At 67.6% G+C, this 7,600-nt stretch carries 4 protein-coding genes; 1 reads left to right on the forward strand and 3 read right to left on the reverse strand.

Going from position 1 to position 7,600, the window contains the following annotated elements; genetic code table 11:
* Nucleotides 1–72: 72 nt before the first annotated feature.
* The 3 genes from LZ199_RS42405 to LZ199_RS42415 all read right to left on the reverse strand — a co-directional run bounded on the left by LZ199_RS42405 (nt 73) and on the right by LZ199_RS42415 (nt 6,397).
* Nucleotides 73–1,617, reverse strand: coding sequence for a putative metal-binding motif-containing protein (locus LZ199_RS42405; RefSeq protein WP_253999515.1), 1,545 nt, complete (start codon nt 1,615–1,617; stop codon nt 73–75).
* A 102-nt stretch (nt 1,618–1,719) separates the two neighbouring features.
* Complete coding sequence (locus tag LZ199_RS42410) at nt 1,720–3,360, reverse strand: putative metal-binding motif-containing protein (RefSeq protein ID WP_253999516.1); 1,641 nt, start codon at nt 3,358–3,360, stop codon at nt 1,720–1,722.
* Nucleotides 3,361–3,595: 235 nt separating this feature from the next.
* Complete coding sequence (locus LZ199_RS42415; protein ID WP_253999517.1) at nt 3,596–6,397, reverse strand: hypothetical protein; 2,802 nt, start codon at nt 6,395–6,397, stop codon at nt 3,596–3,598.
* A 309-nt stretch (nt 6,398–6,706) separates the two neighbouring features.
* On the opposite strand from LZ199_RS42415, the gene LZ199_RS42420 reads away from it, so the two are divergent.
* The coding region (locus LZ199_RS42420) for an AraC family transcriptional regulator (protein WP_253999518.1) at nt 6,707–7,600 on the forward strand (894 nt) is incomplete at its 3' end.

The raw sequence follows: 7,600 nt of genomic DNA on the forward strand, positions 1-7,600 counted from the left end.
CAAAGCCAACACTACCTCGTGGGGATGGGCTCACTGTCTGTGTGACGAACCCAGGCAGGAGCCCCGTGAGCTTCACGGCGTGCAGTAGCGCACGGCATCCAGGAAGGTGCCGTCCGTGGTGGCGGTCATGTACAGGGTCCCCATGCGCCGGGGCTCAAGCTTCTCCAGCAGGACCCACTGCGAATAGCCGTGCAGTGACAGGGGTTCTGCCCCCGCGAACCGCTCCACCTGAGCGTGCCCCTCGTCCAGCGTACTCAGACGGCCACTCCACCCGAGGTTGATGTTTCCCCCCGGCGACGGCGCGCTGAAATCCTTGTACGAGGAGAGCCACCCCAGTCGCAGCACACCTTCATCCGCGAGCGCGCCGAACCAGGCGACATGGGGCGGAGGCGTCACAGCCCAGTCCTCCGGGACTCCTCCCGAGAAGAGGTTCTGGACCACCTGAATCCTGCGAATCCAATCGGGTGCGCCAGCCATGCGCATCACCAGGACGGGCGACTCCAAGGGCCCACCCCGAGCGGCCCCCAGATCCACCAGCAAGGGCATCGCTGCATAATACGCAGTCGTTTCAAACGACCGTTCCTCGCCGATGGGGTCCAGGTTCGCGTCGAAGCGGCGCAGACGTACGACCTCCCCCAGATACCCATTTCGCACATCCACCATGACGGCGAGGACCTCCCCATTGCGCAGCCAGATGACACTCCCCAACTCCAGACGGGAGTTCTCCGTGTGAGTGAAGAGCACCTTGGGTGCGGTGAGCACCTGTCCCTGGACATCCGTCACCGTCCCCATCACATCGATCGGCGGGGACTGCCCGGAACCCGAGCGCCAGAGAATCGCCAGCCGGTCACCCGTGGGAGAAGTCGCCACTCGCGTGGACTCCTGGTCGAGCGGCCTGTCGAGGAGCGGGTACTCCACCAGTCCACCCTCGGCCAGCGGTATCGGTGCGCCCAGGTCATCGAGTGGAACGAGATAGGCACGAAGCGGCGCCCCCATACTGCGCGCCAAGGTGGAGTAGTACAGCGCGAGTCCATTCACCGTGCGCACGAGCTGGGTGCGATAGAGCGCCTCGGGGGTACCTCCGGTCCGCATCCATGGCATCGGCACGCGAGTCGTGGCCTGGAGCACCAGCTCCGAATCCAGCCGCAGGATGCGGACCTCATCGAGGCTCGCCACGGTCATGAAAACACCATGCGCTGTCTTGAAGCTCGATGCGTTCGACGCGAACGACGGCGCATCCAGACGCGTGACGCGAGACCGGACCTCGGGGTCCGTCACGCCATCGCAGTCGTTGTCGAGCCCATCGCAGCGCGTCTCGGCGGCTTCGTAGGCGGTGCCATAGGAGCGCCCGGTGCACTCCTGCTCATAGGCGCCATCCACCCACGCACGCCTCGCACCCGCGCAGACGCCCTGCTGCTTCTCGCAGGCCAGCGGATCCACCCCTGCGTCCGAGCCACCATCGTCCGTCCCTGGACCTGCGTCCTCCACCGAACCCGCGTCCTCCACCGTCGGGCCCGCGTCGTCCCGAGGCTCGTCCTTCGAACCTCCAGACCGGCACCCCGCGACCACCACCAGCAGCAGGAGCCCCCATCCCGCCTGAATCCACTGTCGAGTCATGCCCCGCAGGATGGCACAGGCTTCTCATCCAAAGCCAACACCACCTCGCGGGGAGGGACTCACTGTCTGTGCGTCAAACCCCAGACAGGAGCCACGTGAGCGTCACGGCGTGCAGTAGCGCACCGAGTCCAGCGAACTGCCGTCCGGCGTGGTCGTCATGTACATGGCTCCCACGCGGCGGGGCCCGACCTTCTCCATCAGGACCCACTGCGCATACCGATGCAGTGGCAGGTATTCAGAGTCCGGGGACCTGTCCACCGCGGCCTGCCCCTCGTCCAGCGTCCACAGACGCCCGTTCCACCCGAGCCAGTCATCGCCTCCCGGGGGCGGCGCCTGAGGGTCCTTGAACTGAGCGAGCCACCCCAACCGCAGCACGCCTTCGTCCGCGAGGGCGCCATACCAGATGGTCTCTGTCGTGGGCGCCTCCGCCCACTTCTCCGGCAACCCACCGCCGAAGAGGTTCTGGACCACCTGAAGCTGGCGGGTCCAGTCAGGCGCGTAGCTCACTCGCAGCACCAGCACGGGCGACGCCAGCGGCCCACCGCGCGCGGAGCCCAGGTCCAGCAACAAGGGCATCGACGCATAGGAGGTTTCGAAGGAACGCTCGGCACCCACCGGGTCCAGATTGGCATCGAAGCGACGCAGCCGCACGGTGTCGCCCACGAGCCCCGACCGCTCGTCGCTCATGGCCACCAGAATCTCCCCGTTGCGCAGCCACAAGACATTCGCCAGCCTCTGCGTGACGGACCCCTCGCTCGTGAAGAGTGACTTGGGCGCCGTGAGCACCTGTCCCTGGGCATCCGTCACCGTCCCCATCACCTGCATCGGCGGGGACTGCGCGGAACCCGAGAGCCAGATGACCACCACCTTGTCCCCCGCGACGGACGTCGCCGCACGGGTGCTTCCACTGTCGAACTCCCTGTCGAGGAGCGGGTACTCCACCAGCCCTCCCTCGGGCAGCGGAGTCGGCGCCCCTCGGGCATCGAGCGGAACCAGGTACGCCCGGAGCGGTGCCGCCCGATTGCGCGCCACGGTGGAGTAATGCAGCGCGAAGCCGGCTTCCGTGCGCACAAGCTGGGAGGACTGGAGCGTCCCCTCGGGAGCTTCCGTCCGAAGCCACGGCATCGACACGCTCGCCGTCCCCTGGATGGCCAACTCCGAGTTCAACCGCAGGATGAGCACCCTGTTGTTGTCTCCAATGGTCACGAACACGCCGCTGTCCGTCTTGAGACTGGAGACCTGCCCGAACGCCGTCTCCAGACTCGTGACGCGGGACCAGCTCGGAGGGTCCGTCACGCCATCGCAATCGTTGTCGAGTCCGTCGCAGCGCGTCTCCGCTCCCTCCTCGTAGTCCGCGCCATACGAACGCCCGGTGCACACCGGCTCATAGGCGCCGTCCACCCAGGCCCGCCGCGCCCCCGAGCAGACGCCTCGCGTCTTCTCACAGGCCAGCGGCTCCACGCCGCCATCCGGCTCGGTCGTCCCTGCATCCTCGGGCGTGCCGGCATCCTCAGGCGTACCGGCGTCCTCGGGCGTGCCGGCATCCGGCTCGGGGGGGCCCGCGTCCTCGGGCCCGCCACCATCCGGTCCACCGTCGGTGACGGTGCCACCGCCATCCTCGCGCCCGCCCCCATCCCCTCCGGCGTCCTCCACCGCGCTCGGACCCGAGTCCCGCGTCCCCTCATTCTTCGAACCCGATGAGCCACACGCCGCCGCCATCACCGCCAGCAGCAGGAGCCCCACCCCCGCATGAACATGCCTTGCTTGCATAGCGGATAGGATGACACGGCGCATTCCAGGAAAGCCATGACCCAGACATGCACCGTGCAGGATGCTTTTCTCACGCAAAGATTTCACGAGGCGAGGTCAGGCGTTCCTCCCCATCCACGTCCCGTGCGCGGACTTCCGCACGGTGCGTCACCCTTTCGAGGCCCGCGAGGAGCCGGGATGCCTCCTCGCGGGTGAGCCCCTCCGACTGCTAGCGATTGAGGCCGATGCGCGGGCCCGAGCCCGGCGGCACACAGGTGTAGGTCACCTCCTGGCCCGCCGTCTTCGCGTAGTTGCGCAGCGTCGCGTCCGTCACGTTCGCCGTCGCCCCGTCATCCGGCGTGAAGGCATTCGCGGCCGGGCTGAAGAGGAAGCCCTTCACGCGGCCCCCCAGCGCCACCTTCGCCACCAAATCACACTCCGTCACCGCCCCTCCCAGGACCTTCGAGGTGAACGGCGTGCGCGCACGCTGCAACAGCAGGTCGACGCGCGGCCCCGCGCTCGCGGAGTTGGTGTTCGTCAACGTCACCTGCTGACCGACAATCGGCGCCAGGTCCGTGTCGAACGCGAGCAACAGCTGCTCCACGTCCCGCCGCGTCGCATCCGGGTTGTTCAACGGGAAGCCTACGCCGAGGCTCGGGATGAACACGATGGCCGACAGGAACCGCGCCGCGGTGTCCACCGCGCCGTCATGCACGAAGCCAAAGCCTCGCACCTGGTCCCCCTGCCACCCACTGTCCGGCGCCAGGAAGAAGGGCGTCGTCGCGTTCCCGAACATGCCGACCTTTTGATAGAGGTTGCGCAGGTGGGGGATCTTCACAATCTGGGGGATGTTCTCGAAGCTCACCCGACCATCCGTCCCGAAGAAGCCCTGGGATGCGTCGATGCGGTGACACCCTTCACACGTGAAGCCCAACCCCTCTCCAAACGGAATGCCGTCCGAGCGACGCGTGCCCGAGTAGAAGTTCAGGCCCCGCTGCTGCGCCGCCGTCAGCGTGTTGTCCAGGTTGCGCACCGGGTTCGGCGGCAACTGCACCTGCAACTGGAAGTCGGTGAAGCGCTGCATCTCCGCCACCGTGGGCATGCTCGCCCGGCCCAGGAGACCCTCGAACGCGACGATGAAGTTCATGAAGGAGAGGTTCGGGTCCAGCTGCCCCACGCCGAAGAAGCCATTCGAGCGGTCCCCGCGCCAGTGCATCGCACCGGAGTTGACCATGCCGCGCAGCGTCTGCGTCGTCATGGGGCCCTTCATCGGGTGGAAGTCCTCCACGTTGCCGGAGCCGTTGATGTGCGGCTTGAGCAGCTCCGCCGCACCCAACAGGCGCCCCTGAATCGGGTTCACCGTCACGTCCTCGTCCGGATTGCCCAGGTCCCACGCGAGGTCATCCATGTCGCCGAAGATGTGGCAGCTCGCGCACGAGGCCTCGCCGTTGGCGGAGAGCGTCGTGGCGTCGTAGAGCACCGGGCGCCCCTGCACCACCGACGCGGGCTCCGGGTTGGCCAGCACCTGCTTGCCCAGCTCCGCGCGCGTCGCCAGGTCGATGACCTTCACCGCGTTGTCGAAGCGGGTCATCACATAGAGCCGGTTGCGCGTCTCATCCAGAATCAGGCCGCTGGGCCCGCCGCCACTCACCGGGATGTACGCGGCGCTCGCGACCTTCGGGTTGAAGCTGTCCGCCTCCAGCGCCTGCGTGTCGAACACGCCCACCTTGCTGGAGCTGTACGCGGCCACGTAGAGCGTGCGGCCATCGCGGCTCACCACCATGTCCAGCGGCATGGAGAGGCTGTGCGCCTTCGCCGCCGGGTCGAACCCGGGCTCGTTCGCCAGCTTCGTGTAGTCCAGGTGCTTGTTCAGGTGCCGGGGCAGCACGCTGCCGCCGAGGATGGCGGTGATGCGCGTCTCCGCCAGGTGGCCCTGCACCGTGGTGCCGCCGTAGTTGCCGGGCCCCTCGAAGCGGACGTGGTTGAACGCCTCCGTGTTGGACACGTACACCGTGCCCGTCACCGGGTTGGTCACCATGTTGAACAGCGTGGTGCCCACGTGGGGATAGGCCGCCTTCTGGCCCAGCGTGTTCGCGTCGAGCGCGAAGACGTCCTGGTCCGGCAGCCGGAAGCGCACCGCGTTGTTCCAGTTGCGCCCCAGTTCGTCCCGCCACTGGTTGACCTGGTTGTTGTACTTCACGATGAGCGCGACCTCGGGCGCGCGCACGCCCTGGTGGTTGGTGGCCGGGCCCGGGCTGCCACCTGGATAGATGGAGCCATTCACCAGACAGGGCAGATAGGGATTGAAGCCCTCACACACCGTCTCCTCCAGGAGGGAGGTCGTCTGGTTGCCGGACTTGAACACGGCCGCGTACACCGTCTGTCCATCCGGGCTCACCGTCAGCGCCCGAGGCGTGTCACCGAACAGGTTGAGGATGCGCACCGGCGTGCCACCCAACGTCGTGCCCAGATTCGCCGGGTCGAAGACCCAGACGTCCGCGCGCCCCACGCCCGGCGTGGTGAGCTGCGGGTCTCCCGCGCCCGGCACCGCCGCAATCGACGAGTGCGTGCGGTGCTGTCCCCGGTGCGCCGTGGTGATGAACGCCCGGCCCCCCGTGCCCGCGAAGACGAGGTCGCGCGGCTCGTCGCCCACCAGCAGCGTGCGCACCACGCGCGGCGTGCCCGTGAGCGAGACGACGCTGACACTGTCCGACAGGTGGTTGACCACCCAGACCTCGTTGTTGCCTCGCGGCGCCACCGCGACGGGCTCCAGTCCCACCGGAACCTTCGCCTGCAACGCGAGCCCCGTGGCCCCCACCGTGAAGATGGACAGGCTGTTGTCCGGCGTGTTCACCGCGAACAGCCGCGTGCCATCCGGTGACAGCGCGAGCGGACGGACATGACCGCTCTCGAAGGCGAGGAAGGAGGGCGGCGCCGCTTCCGCCGGCGTGAAGGCCGACGACATGACAGCGAGCAGCGACAGGGCCGCCAGCACGGACTTCTGGATGCTTCTGAGTCTCGGGGGAGTCATGAGAAAGCCAGACCTCTGGGTATGACGAGGGGGACGACGCACACGCCGACCAAGGCGAGGCGGGGCAGCTGCCGACGGACGGGTGAAGCCGGAATGTGAGCGGGGTGGAAAAGCGTGGAGCCTTTGAACCGCTACGCTTGAAGCGGTCTACAGACAGACATAATGCGACGCGTCACAAAGAGGGCACACGAGGCGAGAGCAGGCATCCTCACCTCCGACATGGCAGGATTCTCAGGAAGACAAGGTACCGGGGGACGCGCCTTGGGTGCTTGCTCCGTTCCGCCAATTCCTTTGACCAAAGGCGACAACATGAGCTCTCCGGCGACCATGTTGACGAGCTGGGCGCTGGCGCTCCACCGGACGCTGGAGCTGCGCGGCGTGGACTCGCATGCGCTGTTCGTACAGGCGGGATTGAATCCAGGGCTCTTGGGAGACGCCAACGCGCGGTATCCGCAGGTCGGGATGACTCGGCTGTGGCGACTGGCGGTGGAGCGCTCGGGGGAGCCGGCCATTGGGCTGGAGATGGCGCGGCAGGTGAGCCCCACCACGTTCCACGCCGTGGGCTACCGGCTCAATGCGTCCAGCACGCTGCGGGAGGCGTTCGAGCGATTGGTGCACACGGTGGCGCTGGTCTCCGATGCGTTCCGGCCGGCCTTCACCCGAGATGGGGACTGCTATCAGGTCATCCTCTACGACGGGGGCGGTGGGCCGCACCTGTGCGAGGAGGAGACGGATGCGGTGGCTTACCTGCTCGTGCGCTTCTGCCGGGTGGTGTACGGCAAGGAGCTTTCACCGCGCGAGGTGCTGCTGCGCCGCCCGGCGCCGGCGGAGCTGACACCCTACGCGAAGTTGTTCCGGTGCAAGGTGACCTTCGGCGCGAACGCGGACGTGCTGGTGTACGAGCGGGCCCCGTTCGAGGTGACGCTGCCGGGAGCGAACCCGGAGCTGGCGCGCATCAATGACGAGCTCATCACCCGGCACCTGGCCCGGCAGGCGGGACAGGACGTGGTGGCCCGGGTGCGCGCGGTGCTGCTGGAGTTGCTACCTCAGGGTGAGCCTTCACAGGAGAAGGTGGCGGAGCGGCTGCACATGAGCGCGCGGAGTCTGCAGCGACGGTTGGTGGACTCGGGCTCGGGGTTTCGTGAGTTGCTCGCGGAGACTCGCCGGACGCTGGCCCTGTCGTATCTCTCCGAGCCGGGGCGG

The sequence above is a fragment of the Myxococcus qinghaiensis genome, assembly GCF_024198215.1.
Lineage (GTDB): Bacteria > Myxococcota > Myxococcia > Myxococcales > Myxococcaceae > Myxococcus > Myxococcus qinghaiensis.

What these genes read in the sequence shown, in the direction of transcription:
- LZ199_RS42405 (WP_253999515.1), bottom strand. Translation starts at nt 1,617, where the DNA reads ATGACTCGACAGTGGATTCAGGCGGGATGGGGGCTCCTGCTGCTGGTG.
- LZ199_RS42415 (WP_253999517.1), bottom strand. Translation starts at nt 6,397, where the DNA reads ATGACTCCCCCGAGACTCAGAAGCATCCAGAAGTCCGTGCTGGCGGCC.